The sequence below is a fragment of the Amycolatopsis sp. NBC_00345 genome, from assembly GCF_036116635.1.
Classification (GTDB): Bacteria; Actinomycetota; Actinomycetes; order Mycobacteriales; family Pseudonocardiaceae; genus Amycolatopsis.
On sequence record NZ_CP107995.1, the window covers coordinates 5,119,223 to 5,135,451 of the forward strand.

General features: G+C 72.8%; 12 protein-coding genes. 1 reads left to right on the plus strand and 11 read right to left on the minus strand.

The features are described 5' to 3' along the window. Positions 1 to 42: 42 nt before the first annotated feature. The 5 genes from proB to OG943_RS22790 all read right to left on the minus strand — a co-directional run bounded on the left by proB (position 43) and on the right by OG943_RS22790 (position 6,859). Complete coding sequence (proB, locus tag OG943_RS22770) at positions 43 to 1,149, minus strand: glutamate 5-kinase (protein ID WP_328611823.1); 1,107 nt, start codon at positions 1,147 to 1,149, stop codon at positions 43 to 45. Further along, entirely contained in the window at positions 1,146 to 2,711 is a 1,566-nt protein-coding gene (gene obgE, locus OG943_RS22775) for a GTPase ObgE (RefSeq protein ID WP_328611824.1), read from the minus strand. The genes proB and obgE overlap by 4 nt, the downstream gene beginning before the upstream one ends. A 160-nt stretch (positions 2,712 to 2,871) precedes the next feature. Next, a complete protein-coding gene (gene rpmA / locus OG943_RS22780; protein ID WP_328611825.1) occupies positions 2,872 to 3,126 on the minus strand; it encodes a 50S ribosomal protein L27 in 255 nt (84 codons plus the stop codon). A 56-nt stretch (positions 3,127 to 3,182) separates the two neighbouring features. After that, entirely contained in the window at positions 3,183 to 3,497 is a 315-nt protein-coding gene (gene rplU / locus OG943_RS22785; protein ID WP_184785056.1) for a 50S ribosomal protein L21, read from the minus strand. 182 nt (positions 3,498 to 3,679) lie between these two features. Further along, entirely contained in the window at positions 3,680 to 6,859 is a 3,180-nt protein-coding gene (locus OG943_RS22790) for a translation initiation factor IF-2 N-terminal domain-containing protein (RefSeq protein WP_328611826.1), read from the minus strand. A gap of 517 nt (positions 6,860 to 7,376) precedes the next feature. Between OG943_RS22790 and OG943_RS22795 the strand changes: the two genes are divergently transcribed. Continuing rightward, positions 7,377 to 8,825, plus strand: coding sequence for a S8 family peptidase (locus OG943_RS22795; protein ID WP_328611827.1), 1,449 nt, complete (start codon positions 7,377 to 7,379; stop codon positions 8,823 to 8,825). Here the strand turns inward: OG943_RS22795 and OG943_RS22800 are convergent. From OG943_RS22800 to ndk, 6 genes are all read right to left on the minus strand, one after another. Further along, positions 8,818 to 9,645, minus strand: coding sequence for an ABC transporter permease (locus tag OG943_RS22800; RefSeq protein ID WP_328611828.1), 828 nt, complete (start codon positions 9,643 to 9,645; stop codon positions 8,818 to 8,820). The two genes, OG943_RS22795 and OG943_RS22800, sit on opposite strands and share 8 nt — an antisense overlap. Before the next feature lie 73 nt (positions 9,646 to 9,718). Then, positions 9,719 to 10,522, minus strand: a complete 804-nt coding sequence (locus OG943_RS22805; protein WP_328611829.1) for an ABC transporter permease — start codon at positions 10,520 to 10,522, stop codon at positions 9,719 to 9,721. Beyond that, entirely contained in the window at positions 10,522 to 11,463 is a 942-nt protein-coding gene (locus OG943_RS22810) for an ABC transporter ATP-binding protein (protein ID WP_328611830.1), read from the minus strand. The genes OG943_RS22805 and OG943_RS22810 overlap by 1 nt, the downstream gene beginning before the upstream one ends. 49 nt (positions 11,464 to 11,512) lie before the next feature. Next, positions 11,513 to 14,875 carry a phosphodiester glycosidase family protein gene (locus tag OG943_RS22815; RefSeq protein WP_442874763.1) on the minus strand — a complete coding sequence of 1,121 codons (3,363 nt, stop codon included), beginning with the start codon at positions 14,873 to 14,875 and terminating at the stop codon, positions 11,513 to 11,515. Between the two features lie 98 nt (positions 14,876 to 14,973). Further along, positions 14,974 to 15,684 (minus strand): maleylpyruvate isomerase family mycothiol-dependent enzyme, encoded by a 711-nt coding sequence (locus tag OG943_RS22820; protein ID WP_328611831.1) that lies wholly within the window; start codon positions 15,682 to 15,684, stop codon positions 14,974 to 14,976. 84 nt (positions 15,685 to 15,768) lie between these two features. After that, the gene (gene ndk, locus OG943_RS22825) at positions 15,769 to 16,179 is read right to left on the minus strand and encodes a nucleoside-diphosphate kinase (RefSeq protein ID WP_328611832.1); all 411 of its coding nucleotides are present in this window, start codon (positions 16,177 to 16,179) and stop codon (positions 15,769 to 15,771) included. Between the last annotated feature and the right edge of the window lie 50 nt (positions 16,180 to 16,229).

The window sequence follows — 16,229 nt, forward strand, 5'->3', positions numbered from 1 at the left end:
CGCCCGTGCCGGTTTCCGGTGCGGGCGGGCGTGTTCGCGGGGTCAGCGGCGCAGGGGCACCAGGTCGTCGGCGTGGACGACCTCGCGGCGGAACTCCGCGGGCAGCTCGGGGGTGGAGCGGCCGATCAGGCCGGGCAGCTCACCCGAGTCGAACGCGACCACGCCGCGGGCCACCGGGATGTCCTTGGGGTCCACCAGGTCCACGACGTCACCCGCCTGGAACTCGCCGTCGACGCCGGTGATGCCGGCGGCCAGGAGCGAACGGCGCCGCACGATGGCCGTCACAGCTCCGTCGTCGAGGCGGAGGCGGCCGGACGCGTCGGCGGCGTAGCCGAGCCAGAAGCGGCGCGCGGACAGGCGGGTGTCGGCCGGGGCGAAGGCCGTGCCGACGTCCGCCGCGCCGAGGGCGCCCGCGGCGTCCGCGGCGGCGGCGAGCAGCACCGGGATGCCCGCGCCCGCGGCGGTGCGCGCGGCCGCGAGCTTCGAGACCATGCCGCCCGTGCCGAGGCCGGACGAGGACATGCCGACGCTGATGCCGTCCACATCGGACTCGCTCAGCACCTCGGTGATCCGGCGGGTCGCGCCGTCACGCGGGTCGCCGTCGTACAGTCCGTCCACATCGGACAGCAGGACCAGCGCGTCGGCGCCGATCAGGTGAGCCACCAGCGCGGCCAGCCGGTCGTTGTCGCCGAAGCGGATCTCCTGGGTGGCCACGGTGTCGTTCTCGTTCACCACCGGCACGGCGCCGAGCGCGAGCAGCCGTGAGAACGTGCGCTGCGCGTTGCGGTAGTGCGAGCGGCGCACCACGTCGTCGGAAGTCAGCAGCACCTGCCCGACGGTCAGCGAATAGCGGCCGAACGACTCGGCGTACGCGTGCGCCAGCGCCAGCTGCCCGACGCTCGCCGCCGCCTGCTGCGTCGCGAGGTCACGCGGTCGCTTGCCCAGCGACAGCGGCGCCAGACCCGCGCCGATCGCGCCGGAGGAGACCAGGACGATCTGCGCTTCCCGCGCCACGCGGGCCGCGATGGCATCGACCAGCGCGTCCAGCCGCGCCACGTCGAGCCCGCTGCCCGCGGTGGTCAGCGCCGAAGACCCGACCTTGACGACGAGCCGACGGGCCTCGGCGATCTCCTGGCGAGTGCCACTCACCGGTCCAGCTCCACCGAATCCTCGGTGAAGCCCGTGTCCGGACCGGACGCGCCGAAGTCCTCACCGGAGTCGGAGGCGGTGTCCGAGGCGGTGTCCGAGGCGGTGTCCGAGCCGGGAGCGTCGAATTCGGAGCCGCCGTCCGGCCCGTCACGGCGGATCCGGCGGGCCTCCTTGCGGTCGGTCGCGCCGATGCGCTCGTTGCGCTCCAGCCGCACGTCCGTGCCGCGCCCGGACAGGTGCACGTGGACGTCGGGGGTCGAGGGCTGCCACTCGAACTGCACGTCGCCGACCGTGACCGGGCTGCCCGGCCGCGCGCCGAGCTTCGCCAGCTTGTCCTCGACGCCGAGCCGGTTGAGCCGGTCCGCGAGGTAGCCGACGGCCTCGTCGTTGGTGAAGTTGGTCTGCCGGATCCAGCGCTCGGGCCGGGAGCCGCGCACGATGAACGCGCCCGCCTCCTCGGGGTCGGCCTCGACGGTGAACCCGCTGTCGTCGACGGCGAGCGGCCGCAGCACGATCCGCTCGGCCTCCAGCACCGGCTGCGCCTCGCGGTACTCCTCGACGACCTTCGACAGTGCGAAGGTGAGCTCCCGCAACCCCTTGCGGGACGCCGTCGACACCGCGAACACCTTCAGCCCACGGGCCTCGAAGTCCGGGCGGACGAACTCGGCCAGCTCCGCGGCCTCGGGCACGTCGATCTTGTTCAGCACGACCACGCGCGGCCGCTCGTCGAGCTTGCCGCCGAGGCCCGGTGTGTACTTGGCCAGCTCGGCCTCCAGTGCGTCCACATCGGACAGTGGGTCGCGGCCCGGCTCCAGCGTGGCGCAGTCGACCACGTGCACCAGCACGGCGCAGCGCTCGATGTGGCGCAGGAAGTCCAGGCCGAGGCCCTTGCCCTCGGACGCGCCGGGGATCAGGCCGGGCACGTCGGCCATGGTGAACGCGGTCGCGCCGGCGGTGATCACGCCGAGGTTCGGCACCAGCGTGGTGAACGGGTAGTCGGCGATCTTCGGCTTCGCGGCGGACAGCACCGAAATCAGCGAGGACTTGCCCGCCGACGGGAAGCCGAGCAGGCCGACGTCGGCCACCGACCGCAGTTCCAGCACCAGGTTGCGGCTCTCCCCCGGCTCGCCGAGCAGCGCGAACCCAGGCGCCCGGCGGGCCTTGGACGACAGGGAGGCGTTGCCGAGGCCACCGCGGCCGCCCCGGGCGGCGACGAAGGTGGTGCCGACGTTCACCAGGTCCGCGACCAGCTCACCGTCCTCGGTGAACACCACGGTGCCGGCGGGGACGTGCATCTCCAGCCCGTCGCCCGCGGCGCCGTTGCGGTTGCTGCCCTGGCCCATCTTGCCGTTGCCGGCGCGGGCGTGCGGGCGGAAGTGGAAGTCGAGCAGGGTGTGCACGTTCGGGTCGACGACCAGGGTGACGTCGCCGCCGTTGCCCCCGTTGCCGCCGTCCGGGCCGCCGAGCGGCTTGAACTTCTCGCGGTGCACCGAGGCACAGCCGTTCCCACCGTCGCCGGCGGTCAGATGGATCACCGCGCGGTCCACGAACCGGGACGCCATGACAACTACCTCTTCCTACACGCAAAAACGGTGCGACCATGCTGGGTCTGCCAGCGGCCGCACCGTGGGGGTCCGGGGGCTCGGGCCCCCGGGTCAGCACACGTAACGGGCGACGTGGTCCGCGTTTTCCGCGGACACACGTCGCCCAGGATAACGCTCGTTACGCGGGCACGACGATGTTGACCGTCTTGCGGCCACGCTTCGTGCCGAACTCGACCGCACCGGCGGCGAGCGCGAACAGCGTGTCGTCGCCGCCACGGCCGACGTTCACGCCGGGGTGGAACTTGGTGCCACGCTGGCGGATCAGGATCTCGCCGGCGTTGACTTCCTGGCCGCCGTAGCGCTTCACGCCCAGTCGCTGGGCGTTGGAGTCGCGACCGTTGCGGGAGCTGGACGCACCCTTCTTGTGAGCCATAGCGTTAAGCCCCTTCTTACAAAGTTTCAGTCTGAAGACTACGAAGATCCGAAGAACTACTGGGAGATACCGGTGACCTCGACGCGGGTCAGCTTCTGCCGGTGACCCTGGCGCTTGTGGTAGCCGGTCTTGTTCTTGAACTTGTGGATCCGGATCTTCGGACCCTTGGTCTGCTCGACGACCTTGCCGGTGACCGAGACCTTCGCCAACGCGTCCGCGTCCGTGGTGACCTCGCCACCGTCAACGAACAGCACGGCGGGGAAGGTGTGCTCGGTGCCCGGCTCGCCCTCGAGCTTCTCGACCTCGACGACGTCGCCGACGGCCACCTTGTACTGCTTGCCGCCGGTCTTGACGATCGCGTACGCCGACACGGAAGTCTCCTGCATTGATCTCGGCCCTGTAACTACTAGGCAATCGGGTGGGGGCTGGCGCGGACGGCCCGCCGTGAAGGCGGTCCAGGTGCTCGCGCAGCGGCCTGCTCTGGTGGCAGGCCGTACTACAGGTTACGTGAGGTTCCCCGGTGGATGGACACCGGGGTCCCCTACGTGGTGGTTCAGCTCTGCTCCGAGGCGTGCACCGGCGGACCCGCCGGACGCGAAGCCGTGCGGCGCGGACGGCGCCGGGTGCTGCGCGCGGCCGGAGCCGGCACGTCGACCTCGGGTTCGGCCACGGCGGACTGGTCCGCCCCGGCCGAAGTCTCACTGTACGTCACCGGCTGCTCGGCCGGCTCGGGCTCCGGCGAGGACTCCACGACGGGCTCCTCCTGGGGCACCTCGACCTCGTCGGCCGGGCTGGTGACCGGCTGCCCGGCCACCTCCGTGGCCGGCTCCGGGACCGCCGGGGCGGTCTCGTGGACCTCCGGCGTCTCCGCGGTGTCGGTGACCTCGGGGGCGTGCTCCTCGTGCTCCTCGTGCTCCGGCTTGACCGCCGCGACCTTCGCCGCCTGGGCGATCGCCTGCACCGCCGTCACCACGGACTCGCGCTGCTCCGGTGTCGGGGCCGGCTGGACCGGCTCCGCCTTCGGCTCGGCGTGCGGCTGGACGTCCTCGCCCTTGCCGCGGCCGCCGCGGGACCGGCGGGAGCTCTTGCTCTCGCCACCGCCGCCGCCACCGCCGTGGTTGTGGCCGTTGTTCCCGCCGTTGCCGGTGCCGCCGCCACCGGTGCGCTGCGGCTCGGTCGAAACGACCACGCCGCGGCCCTTGCAGTGCTCACACGGCGTGGAGAACGCCTCGAGCAGCCCGGTGCCGATCTTCTTGCGGGTCATCTGGACCAGGCCCAGCGAGGTGACCTCGGCGACCTGGTGGCGCGTGCGGTCGCGGCCGAGGCACTCGGTCAGCCGGCGCAGCACCAGCTCGCGGTTGGACTCCAGCACCATGTCGATGAAGTCGATCACGATGATGCCGCCGATGTCCCGCAGCCGGAGCTGGCGGACGATCTCCTCCGCCGACTCCAGGTTGTTGCGGGTCACCGTCTCCTCGAGGTTGCCGCCCGAACCGGTGAACTTGCCGGTGTTGACGTCGATCACCGTCATCGCCTCGGTGCGGTCGATGACCAGGTAACCGCCCGAGGGCAGCCAGACCTTGCGGTCGAGGGCCTTGGTGATCTGCTCGTCGATCCGGTGGTCGGCGAACGCGTCGCCGGTCCCGGTGTAGCGCTTGAGCCTGCTGGTCAGGTCCGGCGCCACGTGCTCGACGTAGGAGTGGATGGTGTCCCAGGCCTTGCCGCCCTGGACCTCGAGCTTCGCGAAGTCCTCGGTGAACAGGTCGCGCACGACCTTCACCAGCAGGTCGGGCTCTTCGTAGAGCATGGTCGGCGCGCCGCCCTTCTTGGGCTGGCCCGACCCGGCCTTCTCCTTGATGACGTCCCACTGCGCCTTGAGCCGGCGGACGTCGCGGTCGAGCTCCTCCTCGACGATGCCCTCGGAGGCGGTGCGGATGATGACGCCCGCGTCCTCCGGGACGATCCGCTTGAGGATGTCCTTGAGCCGGCGCCGCTCGTTCTCCGGCAGCTTGCGGGAGATGCCGGTGGCCCCGCCGGCCGGCACGTAGACGAGGAAGCGGCCGGGCAGCGAGATCTGCGTGGTCAGCCGGGCGCCCTTGTGCCCCACCGGGTCCTTGGTGACCTGCACCAGCACGCTGTCGCCGGTGGAGAGCGCCTGCTCGATCTTGCGGGCCTTGCCCTCGAGCCCGGCGGCGTCCCAGTCGACCTCGCCGGCGTACAGCACGGCGTTGCGGCCGCGGCCGATGTCGATGAACGCGGCCTCCATGCTCGGGAGCACGTTCTGCACCCGGCCGAGGTAGACGTTGCCGACGATCGAGCCGGTGCCCGACGACGTCACGAAGTGCTCGACCAGCACGCCGTCCTCGAGCACGCCGATCTGCGTCGAGTCGCCCTTCTCGGCGACGACCATGGTGCGCTCCACCGCTTCCCGGCGGGCCAGGAACTCGGCCTCGGACAGGATCGGCGCGCGGCGGCGGCCCGCCTCGCGGCCGTCACGGCGGCGCTGGCGCTTGGCCTCCAGGCGGGTGGACCCGCGGACGCTGCGCACCTCGTCGCGGGCCGGGCGCTCGGCGCGCTCGGCGGGCTGCTCGGCCTTGGCCTGGCGGACGTGGGTGACGGTGTTGGGCGGGTCGTCGTTGCCCGAGCCGTCGGAGCTGTCGTCGTCCCCGCCCTTGCGGCGGCGACGGCGGCGACGGCGCTTGTTGCCGCCCTCGCCGTCGGAGTCGTTGTCGGAGTCGGCGTCGCCGGAGTTGTCCTCGGACTCGGCCGCGCCGGCGGTCTCGGCCTCGGCGGGCTTGTCGTCCTCGGTGGTGTCGCCACCGCGGCCGCGCTTGCGGCCCTGCGGACGCTCCGGCTCGTCGGCCGAATCGTCTTCGCCCTCGCCCGAGCCCTCGTCGCCGCCCTTGCCGCGGCCACGGCCCCGGCGGCCACGACGACGGCGACGGCGGCCGGCGGCCTCGTCACTGTCGTCGTCATCGCGGTTGTCACGGTCGTCGCGCTCGTCGGTGGTCTCTTCGGCCTGGTCCTCGTCGGCCGGCTCCTCGACCACGCCGAAGAGCGGCGCCGGCTTGGAGCGCGCGGGCTTGGCCGGCGCGGGCTCGGCGTCCGGCGGCAGGAACACCGGGGACGGCGCGGCGAACACCGGCACGTGGACCGGGCGCTTGCGGCGGCCGGTGGGGCGCTCGGCCTGCTCCGGGGCGGCGGCCGGTTCGGCCTGCGCTTCGACGGCCGGCTGCTCGGCCGCCGGCTGGTTGCCGGTCGGCTGCTCGGAGGTCTGCCGGCTGTCGGCGGGCTGCTCGGTGGCCGGCTGCCCGGCCGCGCGGGAGGCCCCGCGGCGCACGGTGCGGCGGCTGCCGGACTTGGCGGGCGCCTCGGCGGCCGGGGCTTCGACGGCCACTTCGGCGACCGGCGCTTCGGCCGCGGGGGCTTCGGCGGCCGGCGTGGCCTCGGGCTCGGCCGCGGCGGGCTGCCCGGCCTCGTCGCCGGTGGCCCCGGCGTCGGCGGAGAGCGCCTCGGCGAGGCGGATCGCGACCTCACGGGTCACGCTGGACTGCGCACTGCGCGGGCTCTCACCCAGCTCGGTCAGCTTGGCGAGGATGTCGCGGCTGTTCGAGCCCAGCAGCTTGGCGAGCGCGTGCACCCGAAGGCGCGGCGGCAGCTCACCCAGCGAACTGGTGATGGGTGCGGCGGTGTTCCCGCCGGTCTGATCGGCGGGTGTTTCCGCGTTCGACATGTTTCTCCTCCGCCCCCGGGCGCGTCGGCCGGTTTGCACCGGTGACGACGCGGCCGCGCAGGGGCCCTTTCTGTTTCGTGCCCGCCAGGTGGTGTCCACCGGCGGGAATCCTTGCCAACAGCCATGCGGTCCACCGGTCGGCGGGACACGCATGGCAAGGTCTGCTCGGCGGTGCGCCGGTCTGGCTCGCAACCCCTCAGGCCACCCACCACGACGTCGAGCTGCCCGGCCTCCCGGGTGCGACGCACGTAGTGCCGGTCCGGCACTCCACCGGGCCACTCGCGACGCAGGCGGGATGCCCGTCGCCGAAGCGGCCGACCTGAGTATCCCACACCGGGGTGTGCACCCGGTGTACTCGGTGCCACACCCAGGCGACCGGGCGTGCCGCGATCACGCAGCCGGGCGAACTTCGGCGCTTCGCTTGTCCCGGTGCCGAGGGGTGGCTACCGTGCGGCTCGGGCACGCACGCGCACGTCGCCGCGGTGCCCGGCGTTTCCTGCGTCCGGTGGGAGGTCCGGTGTCCCTGCTGGCGCGGCCGCTGTGGGCGGCCGTGTGCACCGTCGTGACCCTTTCCGGGTGCCTCACCGCCGGCCCGGCAGCGGCCTCGGCCGAAGACTCCTGCGCGCCCGCGGCACGGTCGCTGCGCTACGTCGTCGCGTTCGACCGCGGCACGGCCGAACCGGACGCGCGCCGGCAGGTCGCGACCGCCTGTGGTGACACGACCGTGTACTACCCGCAGATCGCTGTGGCGGTGGCCACATCGGCCGATCCGGAGTTCTCCGCGAATATCGGGACAGACCGGGCATTCAGTGCACAAGCGACCCGGCTGGCGGCGCAGCGGGCGACCGGGGCCGACGCGGCCCGGCCGCAGCCGGCGCTCGCCCAGCTCTCCCCGACTGACCCGGCCCGGGTGCCGGCGGCCGACCTGTCCGGCGAGCAGTGGGACATGCGCGCGATCAACGCGCCCGCGGCGCACCGGGTCACCGAGGGCAGCCGTGACGTGGTGGTCGGCGTGCTGGACTCCGGCGTCGACCCGCGCCACCCGGACCTCGCGGGCGCGATCGACGCCGAGGACTCCGCGGGCTGCCTGACCGGCGCCGCCGACCCGCGGCCCGCGGCGTGGCAGCCCACCACTTCGGTGCACGGCACGCACGTGGCCGGCATCATCGCGGCGGCCGACGACAGCCGGGGCGTCACCGGCGTCGCGCCCGGCGTGCGGATCGCGTCGGTGAAGGTGATCGACGACCGCGGCAATGCCGACCCGGAAGCGGCCGTCTGCGGCCTGATGTGGTCGGCGGCGCATCACCTGCCGGTGACCAACAGCAGCTGGTTCGTGAACCCGTGGTCCCTCTCGTGCGTGCGCGGCGACGACCGCGGCGTGGTGCACGAGGTGCTGGCGCGGGCGGCGGAGTACGCGACGTCGGCGGGCACCCTGAACGTCGCGGCCGCGACGAACGAGGCCGTCGACCTGACCCCCTCGGCGCATTCAGGCCTGCCCTCGGACTCCGGCCGGTGCGAGGCGCTGCCGGCCGGGCTGCGCGACGTGGTGGCGGTCTCCGCCGTCGGCGCGGACCGGGTCAAGGCGGGGTACAGCTCGTACGGCCTCGGCGTGGTCGACGTCACCGCTCCCGGCGGGGAGGCCGGCCAGTGCGTGGTGTCCACGGTGCCGGGCGGGTACGCGCCGCTGTGCGGCACGTCGATGGCGGCGCCGCACGTGGCCGGAGTGCTGGCCCTGCTGAAGTCCGCCCATCCGGCCTACTCCCCCGAGAACCTGCGCCACGCCCTGGAAACCCGGACCTCGCCCATGCCGTGCCCCGACGACTACGACCTGACCGGCGACGGCGCCCAGGACGCGTACTGCGCGGGCTACGACAACTACAACGGCTTCTACGGCCACGGCATGGCCGACGCGCTGGCCGCGGTGGAGCCGCCGCAGACCGGGCCGCCCGACACCGCCGTCAGGTGAGCAGGAGCTTGGCGATCCTCCTCGTGGAGCCCCAGACGCCGAGGCCGGCCAGCACCAGCAGGTAGGCCAGGTTGCCGAGCAGGCTCCAGGACAGGAAACCCGACGCGAGGCCGCGCATCAGCTCGATGCCGTGGTAGAGCGGGAAACAGCGGACCACCCACTGCAGCGCCTCGGGGTAGACCGACAGCGGGAAGAACGTGGTGGAGAACAGGAACATCGGCATCAGCACGAGCTGGATGTAGTCGAACTGCGAGGTCGACTTCAGGAAGCTCACCAGCGTGATGCTGATCGCCGAGAACGCGAACGACACCAGCAGCGACACCGGCAGGAGCAGCAGCGCCCACCACGACGTGAGCAGGCCCATCGCACCCGTGACGGCCATGAAGGCGACCGAGTAGATGCCCCCGCGGAGCATGGCCCAGCCGATCTCGCCGAGGGCGACGTCGAGGGGGCCGATGGGGGTGGCGAGCATGGCGTCGTAGGTCTTCGCGTAGCGGAGCTTGAAGAACAGGTTGTACGTCGACTCGAAGACGGCGCCGTTCATCGCCGACGACGCGAGCAGCGCGGGCGCCACGAAGGCGACGTAGCTCATCGGCCGCCCGTCCGGGCCCGCGACGCTGGTGACGAGCTTGCCGAACCCGACCTGGAACGCGACCAGGTAGAACAGCGGCTCGAAGACCCCGGACAGCAGGATCATCCAGGACCGGCTGTAGACCGTGAGCGCCCGCTCGATCAGCGCGCTCGCCCGGCCGCTGTACAGGCCCGGCGGCAGGACGCGCAGCATCAGGCCGCGCCGCTCGGGGGCGTCGAGCAGGGTCATCGGTTCACCGGCTTTCGGGACGGGCACAGGGACCTGGGGCGCAGGGGTCTGGGGCACAGCAACGGCCGGGGCATCAGTTCACCAGCCGTTGCCGGAAGAAGCGGTGGGCCAGCGCCCAGCCGCCCGCCGCCAGTGCGGCCAGGTAGGCCGCGTGGCCGGCCGCGGGCCAGGCGCCGACCCCGCCGAGGGTGACGGCGCGGGACAGCTGCGTGCCGTGCCACAGCGGGGAGATCCAGGCGAGCCAGCGCAGGTACAGCGGGATCTGCGTGACCGGGAAGAAGGTGCCCGAGAACAGCGTCATCGGGATCACCACGAAGCGGAAGATCAGGCCGAACCGCGTGCCCTCGTCGAACGTCTTCGCGGCCAGCGCGGCCATCGGGGTCGTGCAGGCGAGGCCGGTCAGGGTGCCTGCGAGAATCACGGCCAGCGCGCCGAAGTTCGCCCAGGCGCCGAAGAACAGGGCGATCAGCGCGTAGATCGAGCCGGCCAGCGTCAGCTTCAGCGTGGTCCAGATCAGGTGCCCGCCGAGCACCTGGCCCGGCGAGACCGGCGTGGCCGTGACCGCCAGGTAGTCCTTCTGCCACTTGAACCCCGACAGCACGGGGTAGCTCGAATCGCTGACGCCCATCTGGGCGGAGCCGGCGACGAGCAGGGCCGGCGCCACGTACTGCAGGTACGACAGGCCGCCGGTGGCCGGGCCCGCCTGCACCTGCGAGCCGAAGCCGAGCCCCATCGCGGCGAGGAACAGCACCGGCTGCAGGCCTGTGGAATACAGCGTGGCCAGCCAGTACCGCCGGTACCAGGTCCAGTGGCCCTCGACGCGCAGCCACGCGCCGTGCCAGCTGCCGACGACGCGGCCGGTTGCGGGTGCGGTCATCAGTCCACCAGCGTCCGGCCGGTGAGCCGGAGGAACACGTCCTCCAGCGAGCTGCGGCGGACCAGGCTGGACAACGGCCGCAGGCCACGCTCGTGCGCGCGCTCCAGCGTGTCCTCGCCGGCCGTGGTGTAGAGCAGCACGCGGTCGGGCAGCACCTCGACGCGGTCGGCCAGGCCCTCGACCCGCCGCGCCGCCGCTTCCTGCTCCCCCGCCGGGAACCGCAGCTCGACGACCTCCCGGGTGGAGTACCGCGCGATCAGCTCCGCGGGCGAGCCCTCGGCGGCGATCAGCCCGCCGTCCATCACCACCAGCCGGTCGCACAGCTGCTCGGCTTCGTCCATGTAGTGCGTGGTGACGATCAGCGTGGTGCCCTGCGCCTTGAGCCGGAACAGCCGGTCCCACAACAGGTGCCGCGCCTGCGGGTCGAGCCCCGTGGTGGGCTCGTCGAGCAGCAGCAGCTCCGGGTCGTTCACCAGCGAGCGCGCGATCGTGAGCCGGCGCTTCATACCGCCTGAGAGCGAATCGACCGGTTTCTCCGCGCGGTCGGTGAGCTGCGCGAACTCCATCAGCTCCTCGGCCTTGCCCCGCATGTGCGCCCGCGACAGCCCGAAGTACCGGCCGTAGATGTGCAGGTTCTGCCGCACGGTCAGCTCGACGTCGAGGTTGTCCTCCTGCGGCACCACGCCCAGCCGCGCGCGGATCCGCGGCCCGGACACGTCCGGGTCCATGCCCAGCACGCGCAGGTCGCCGTCGGTGCGCGGCGACACGGACGCGATCATCCGCATGGTGGACGACTTCCCGGCGCCATTGGGCCCCAGGAAGCCGAACGCCTCGCCCGGCCGCACCTCCACGTCGATACCGCGGACCGCTTCGAAGTCACCGAACCGCTTCACCAGTGCCTTGGCCTGGACCAGTGGCGGTTCTGTCGTTGTGTCTCCCACACCGCAGACCCTAGGACGGGCCACCGACAGTTTCGAGCGGTTTAGTCGATCACCAGCCCACGGTGACCGGGAAAACCCGCGAAACCCCGTTCACCGTCACCGAAATCCGTGCGACGCCCGGGTGCAGCGCCGTCAGCGAACCCGTCGCCGGATCGTAGGAGACGACGTCCCACGGCAGCGGCGGCCACGGGCCGATGTGCACGCCGGAGCCGGCCCAGTCCGCGCTCACCGGGTAGGCCACCGGGACCACTCGCCCGTCCTGGGTCAGCGTCGCGCGCAGTTCGGCCTTCTGGCCGGTCCGCAGTGACGACGGCCCGGTGACCGACAGCGCGTCGACGTTCGGCCGCGTTTCGAACCGCACCGGCTGCGCGCGGTCCGCCGGGTCGACCCGCACCAGCGTCCAGCCGACGAAGCCGCCGTCACCGGGCGCCGCCGCCGGGGTCTTGCCCGAGTTTCCGTTCACCAGGTACGGCACGCCGTCGGTGCGCGACAGGCTGAACACGCCCGCGTGCGACGCGATCGAGGCCGCCTGCTTGCCGGAAGCCTGTTCGAAATCGGTGAGCCAGCTCGTCAGCAGATCGGCTTCCTTGCGGTCGCCCAGCTGCGAGTTGCCGGTCGGGCTCGGGTCCTTCACCGGGTGGTGCATCGCGACGACGACCCCGCGGATCGAGGGGTCCCGCTCCGCGCCGTCGAGCGCGTCACGCAGCATCCGCACCTGGTCGAAGCCGCCCGCGCGCAGCGTCCCGCGCGAGGAGTCCAGCAGCACCAGGCGAATCCCGCGCACGTCCACCACCTGGTGCGTCACGCCGAACGCGGCCTGGAACTGCGCCAGCCCGTCGCCGGCCTCGGCCTCGTGGTTGCCGGGCACGTAGTACCACGGCACCTTGCCCGCCAGCTCCTCGTCGATCACCTTCCGCGCCAGCGCGAAGTCCGGCGCCGTGCCGCGGTCGACGAGGTCGCCGTTGATCAGCACCAGGTCCGGCTTCGCCGCGACCGCCTCGCGCATCGCCCGGCGCGCCTGAGCGACGAGCGGGCCGTCGGGCGCGTCGGCGGTGAACTGCGCGTCGCTGACCACCGCGATCCGCAGGCCGCCCGCGCCGAGCGTGCCGTCGGTGACCAGCGCGGGGTCGTGCACCGGCGGGTCCGCCGGCACGTCGGCCGACGGCGCGACCTCGAAGGTGAGGTCGTCGAACACCAGCCGGCCCGAGTACTGCTGGTCCGGCACGTTTTCCACGGCGTAGAAGCGGGTCAGCGCCTGCCCGGCCGGCAGCCCGGCGGGCACGGTGGCGGTGATGTAACGCCAGCCCGTCCAGTCCACGCTCAGCGACAGGTCCACAATGGACGCGACGTTCGCCGCGTCGTGCAGCTCCGCGCGCAGCCACGCGCCCTTGCCGTCGCCGTTGACCCACACCCCGATCTTCTGCGTGCCAGCGGGCACAGGCAGCGGCGCCGCAGCCGTGACGTACGCGGCGCGCGTGGCGTTCGTGCCGGTCAGGCGGTAGTCGAGGGCGAGGCCCTGCCCGCCGTCGTGGCCCGGCGCGGCCGAGAGCGCGGCGCCGACCACGGCCGGGTACACGCTGGCGCTCCAGCCTTCCGGACCGTCCAAAGGGGACGCGATGCGCGGCACGGTGCCCACGGACGCGGCCAGGTGCGTGGTGAGCCCCGCCGCGTGCACCGTGATCGCCGACGCGCCCGAGGCGGCGAGCGCGGTGACGGCGAACCCGTCCGCCGACGGCTCCACCTTGACCACCGCGGGGTCGTAGTCCAGCTTCACGTCGCGGGGCTCCAGCCAGGTGCCGTAGCCGTCGGCGTCGTAGCCGTAGACCTGGAACGTGCTTTTCGCGCCCGCGCCGGACAGCGCGACCTGCTCGGTGCTCGTGCCGAGCCGCACCGGCGTGCCGAGCACGGACAGCTTGGCCCGGCCGGAGACCTTCCCGTCGCGCGCGACGACGTCCAGGTCCGTCCGCGCGTCCGGGTGCAAGAGGTCGGCGTGCGCGGTGAAGACGTCCTTCGTGACGCTGCCGCGCAACGGGTTCGACGTGGTCCAGCGAGGCTGAGCCGCCACGGCCGCGCCGGTCTCGTCGTGGCCGTCCGCGACGAGCACTCGCGAAAGCCCCGACAGGACCCTGGTGGCGTTCTTGGTGTTCTGCGCGGGCGCCGGCGCGAAACCGGTCAACCGGCCGCTACCCGGCACGGTGGTGACGCCGATGCCGTTGGGCACCAAGCGTTCCCCGCCGTCCGAAGGCGAGTTGCGCACGCTCGGCGCGGCCTCGCCCTCGTCGCGGGCGAGCAGGGTGGACGAGCCGCCGCCGTCGAGGTTGATCGCGTCGTCGGCGCCGAGGGCCTTCATCTGGCGCGCCAGCTCCAGCTCGGTCATCCCGCGGCTGTCGGCCTGACGGCCGTCGATGGTCACGAGCCACATCCGCCTGCCGTCGGCGGAGAACCCGACGGCGGTGCGCGGCGCGAGCGCGACGTCGTCGACCGGCTGCGGCTGGCCGTCCTTGAGCAGTGCCTCGTTGCCGCCGACCGCGACGGCGATCTTCCCGGCGTCCGAGCGCGGCGCGTACGAGACGCCGACGCGGTCGCCGACGTGCAGCGCGCTCACCGTGTCCGCTCCCGCCTCGCGGCCCAGCAGAACCGTGCTGCCGGCCGGGATCGGGCCGTCCGCGGGCGACGGCCGCACCTGCGTGACCACGCCGTCGCGGACCTCGGCCTCGGCCACACGCTGGGCGCCGGCCACGGATGTCGTCCGCGCCGAAGCGCCCCAGAGCGGGGTGTAGACGCCGAGCGCGTCCTGGCCGAGGACGGGGCTGTTGAAGTTGGTCGCGGGCACGGCGCGGCCGTCCGGCATCGTGACGGTGGCCTCGAGGAAGATGTCCGCGAGCTTCGCCTTGCCCTCGTCGGTGATGGCGGCGGTGGTGTTGTGCCCGGTGGCGGGCGCGGTCTGCAGCTGCCCGCGGTCGATGCCGACGCCGATCGGCGCGCCGGTGGCGGAGATGTCGAAGAAGTCGCCGTTCACGCCCGCGACCGCGCCCGTCCGCGCGACCTGCTGCGAGAGCGGCGTGCGCGCGGAAACCGTGCCAGGGCTCAGGTACGTCGGCTTCAGCACCTTGCTGGACAGATCGACGCTCAGCGTGTCTCCGCGGATCCAGCCCTTCGGGTCGAAGCGGTCGAACTGCGTCAGGTCCAGACCAGGCGCGACGGCCGTCTTGGCGCTGCTGGTGATGAGCCCGTCGTCCGGCGTCGGGGCGGCGTAGGTGACCGGTGCTTCGCGGGCCGAAGACGCCGAAGGCGCGCCCTCGATCGGCGGCGAGCCGAGTGGCGCGGCCAACGGGTCCGCGGCGGCCGTGCCCGGGAGCGCGGTCAGGACGCAGAGCAGCGCACAAAGCAGCGCGAAGAGCGGCTTCTTCACTTTGGTACCCCAGGATCGGCCGAGTGACTTCGCCCAGAAAAGTCCACCGGTGCGGCCGGCGGAAGGCTTCGCCGTGAACGTCGCCTGAATGGCTCAGGTCAGGGCGTGAGCGGGGCTTGCAGGAACGCCGCGGCCAGCGCTTCGTCACCGGTGATCCGCGGCTCGGCCACGGGGCGCTTCCACAGCCGCAGCAGCAGTTGCCGCGCTGGGGCCTCGACGGTGGCGGTGGCCTCCGCCTCGCCCAGCACGGGCGGCTCGCCCGGCACCAGCGTCCAGGAATGCCCGGTGTCGGTGGCGCGCAGGGTGATCGGCGCGGGCAGCGGCGGGACGGCGTGCCAGCGTGTGATCCGCGGCAGCATCGCGCCGAAGACCTCGTCGACCCCGTCGGCGGCGATCAGCGGGTCCAGGTCGGAAGCTTCGGTGAGGTCGACGAGGTGCACCGCGGTCTCATGGACCTGGCGGCGGAACCAGAACGCCTTGGTCTTCGCGGTGCCGCAAAAGTGCCAGCACCGGGCGTCCGGATCGGCCTCGGCGAGGGTGTCCAGCAGCAGTGCGGCGCTCTCGGCGTACCACTCGGCGAGGTCCGCGGACGGCGGGCTCTCGAGCTCGAAGGGCTGCGGTTCACCGGTGCGGACGACCGTGGCCGCCCAGCGGTGCACGGTGCCCAGGTGCGTGCCGAGGTCCGCGCGGGTCCAGTCGCCGCAGGCCGGCACCGGTGCGGCCGGCTCGCCCTCGCGCAATCCGGCGGCGAACGCCTCGGTGAGCGCACGCAAGTGCGGCAGGTACTCGGCCGGCGGCAACGCGGTCATCGGTGGCCTCACCCTGGGGAGTGCTTTACAGGAAAGGGAAAGCCGGGGCGGAGCACTCGGCCCCGGCCCGGCTTCAGTCCCGGCTCACAGCTCCGGGAACCACAGCTTCAGCTCGCGCTCGGCCGACTCCGGCGAGTCCGAGCCGTGCACCAGGTTGTACTGCGTCTCCAGGCCGAAGTCGCCGCGCAGGGTGCCCGGCGTGGCCTTCTCGACCGGGTCGGTGCCGCCGGCCAGCTGGCGGAACGCGGCGATGGCGCGCGGGCCTTCGACGGCGAGCGCCACGACCTGGCCCGAGGTGATGAACTCCAGCAGGTCGCCGAAGAACGGGCGCTCCTTGTGCTCGGCGTAGTGCTCCTCGGCCAGCGAGCGCTCGACCGTGCGCAGCTCGAGGGCGGCCAGCTTCAGGCCCTTGCGCTCGATGCGCGAGACGACCTCGCCGACGAGGCCGCGCGCGACGCCATCGGGCTTGACGAGGACCAGCGTGCGTTCAGTCACGACGGTGTTTCTCCTTGTACTGATTCGTGTTAGTGGCTGCCGAGCCTAGC